General features: G+C 65.0%; 1 protein-coding gene. It reads right to left on the bottom strand.

The annotated features are described in order from the left end of the window. On the bottom strand, positions 1–3,198 hold a 3,198-nt coding region (locus ABZ677_RS27725), incomplete at both ends, for a condensation domain-containing protein (protein WP_358375289.1).

The raw sequence follows: 3,198 nt of genomic DNA on the forward strand, positions 1-3,198 counted from the left end.
TCGGGTGTGGCCCGGATTTGGTTGCGTACCAGCGAGTCCAGGGTGGCACCTGTGGTGGGTATTTCGAGACCGGTGGCGTCGGACCCGGTCGACCATTCGGCGATGTGCGTGGTGTCGTCCTCGGGCAGGAGGTTCAGATTCGAGATGGGGGCATCGGGCGTGGCAGCGAAGGCGTGGAGTACCCGCTGGAAGATTTCCGCAATGCGTGTCGTGGTGGCGCGGTCCAGTTGCTCTGGGCGATAGGAGAACTCGAAGGTCGTGCTCCCCGGCGCAGGGATCACGGCGAGCGTCAGTGGGTAGTGCGTCGAGTCGAGTCCGCCGACACCGGTGAGCGTGATTCCCGTGTTGTCGTCGGCGTGCAGAGCTTCCTCGTCGATGGGGTAGTTCTCGTACACGACGAGGGTGTCGAACAACGTCGGGAATCCGGTGAGCCGGTGTAGCTCCGGCAGTGGAACGTGGTGATGGCTCAGCAACGCGGTGTTCTGTTGCTGAGCGCGGTCGAGCATCGTGGAGAGAGTGGGGTTGTCACTCAACGTCAGCGGCGTCGGAATGGTGTTGATGAACATGCCGACGGCGCGCTCGATGCCGTCGATCTCGGCGGGACGGCCCGACACCGTGGTGCCGAAGACGACGGTGCCCAGGCCGGTGACCGAATTCAACGTCACTGCCCATGCCGTCTGCACCAGACTGTTCACCGTGGCACCTCGGCCCCGGGCCACACTGTCGAGGTGCGCGGTCAGGGCCGCATCGGCGAAAATCGAGATCTCGTCCGGGAAGACATCGGACGTCGCGGGTGCAGTGGGGGTGATGATCGTCGGTTCGGTGACCGCGTCCAGCGCAACTGCCCACGCCCGCAGTGACTCTGCACGGTCCTGGTCCGCGAGCCAGCGCAGAAACGCCGGATATGAGGTGTCGGGAACCGCGGGCTTTGCCGGCGCGCGATAGGCGTCGAGCAGCGTCTGCACCACCGAGGGAGTGGACCACCCGTCGGCCAGAACGTGGTGCATCGTCAACAGCACCTCGTGCCGTTGTGCCGCAGTGCTCACCGCCGTGATCCTCAGTAGCGGTGCCCGATCGAGAACGAACGGCGTCGCGCGGTCGGCGGCGACGATCTGCTCGAGTCGCGCGACAGAGTCATCAGCGGACGTCAGATCGATGTGCTGCACCGGCACCCGGAGTCGAGCCGGTACGACTGCGACGTGATCGCCGCTGTCGGTGGCGGTGATGGCCGACGTGAGGTTGGGGTAGGTGTCGAATACTCGCGAGAAGGCGCGCTCGAGTCGGGGGACGTCCAACGGCCCGGTCAGCGTCAGAGTCGTCTGCGTGATGTAGACGTCGACGTTCGCTTCACTCGGAGTGCTCAGTCCCAGCAGCGATTCGAAGACCATCCCGTGCTGCAGAGGCGTCAACGGCTGGACGTCGGCGAGAGTACCGTAGCGGGATTCGAATGCGGCGATGTCGGCGAAGGTGACGTCGGGTGCAGTCAGGTCCGACGGCACTCGTCGCACGTGATCGGCCGCGGGTACGTACGTAGCGAGGGAGGACAGTGCAGCGATCCAGAGCGTGAGCAATTCCTCTGCGTCGGAGGGCGCTACGGCCCCTGTCGCATAGGTGAATATTCCGTCCAGGACGGTTGCGCCGTCGGGACCTGGGACTGCCGCGATGTTGATGTCGATCGCGGCCGCCACGGGCAGGTCTGCGGGGGAGTAGCCGCCGAGACCCGCTGATTCGGGAGCGGTTCGCCATGCCGTCGGCTCGGAGTCGGCCGTGAAACGGCCGAGGTAGTTGAATCCGATGTCCGGGATTCCGTGCAAGGAGAACCGATCGGTGGTGTCGGGGTTGAGATGCCGGAGCAACCCGTATCCGATGCCGCGGTCCGGCACGGCGGTCAGCGATTCCTTGACGCGGAGCACCGCGTCTGCGGCAGCCTGCGAATCCATCAGTGCTGCTTCGGGATCGATGTCGCCGGTATCGACGATCACGGGGTACCAGGTGGTGAACCACCCCATGGTGCGACCGAGCTCCGCACCGGGGATCAGCGCTTCCTGCCGCCCGTGACCCTCGAGCCCGACGATTGTGGGTCGTCGACCGAGTCCTCGCTGGGCCCGCCATGCGCCGACCGCAATCGCCAATGCGCCGAGAAGAACCTCGTCGGGCCCCGCCGACAATGTCCGCTGCACATCCTCGAGTACGGCACGGGTCACGTCCACCGGCACCGAGATCGGCACGGTTGTAGCGGTGGCACCGGTATCGAGAATCGGGTCGACGCTTCGATTCGCCACGGTCGGAGTGACGTGCGCAGCGACATCGGACCAATACGATTCTTGCGCAACGATATCTGCGTCGGTCGATCGCGCGCGCAGGGCGGAGGACCACGACGTGATCGAGGTTCCGACCGGGAGCAGGTCGTCTGTGGCCGAGCCGGTTTCCAGAGCGTGGGCGTGTGCCAGATCGTCTTCGAGGATGCGCCATGACACGCCGTCGACGACAAGATGGTGAACGACGGTCACCAGACGGCCCGTTGCCTCACTCGGATCCGTGCACCACGCCGCGTGCCACATCACTGCATTGTGCGGATCCAGCTTCTGCGACAGTTCGGCGACGAGGTTATCGATCCGTTCCGTCCACGAGGGGTGCGCCCACCCGTTGTCGGTCGTCGACATCGCGATCCGGTCGCCGACTGTCTCCAGCGGCACGTCGGCCGGCGGCAACGTGAACGTCGACAGCCCGTCTCCACGAACGATATTGCCCCGCAACGCGGAATGGTGCCGGATGACGCGAGTCAAGATGCGATGGAGCTGACTGCCGGACATGCCAGCGGGAGTGACGAAAACGAACGACTGGCTGTAGGAATCGAAGCCGGGCTGATCGATGTGGGCGGCGGCAATCGGCCACAGGCCGGATGTCGGGACTGCGATTGGACCAGTTGCGATGGCGTCGCCGACACGTTCGTCGATCAACCGTGCGAGTTCCTCGATGGTACGGCGATCGAATACCTCCGCGGCAGAGCATGACAGCCCCGCCCGTCGTGCCTTCGACACCACCTGAATCGACGAAATGCTGTCACCACCGAGCCGGAAGAAGTCGTCGTCGACGGTGAGGGGTGTGTCGTGGTCGAGGTGGAGTACGTCTCGGTAGATGTGGGTGAGTGTGTGTTCGGTGGGGGTGTTGGGTGTTCGGCCGGTGCCGGTGGTGATG

The sequence above is a fragment of the Rhodococcus sp. NPDC006774 genome (genome assembly GCF_040636045.1).
Taxonomy (GTDB): domain Bacteria; phylum Actinomycetota; class Actinomycetes; order Mycobacteriales; family Mycobacteriaceae; genus Rhodococcoides.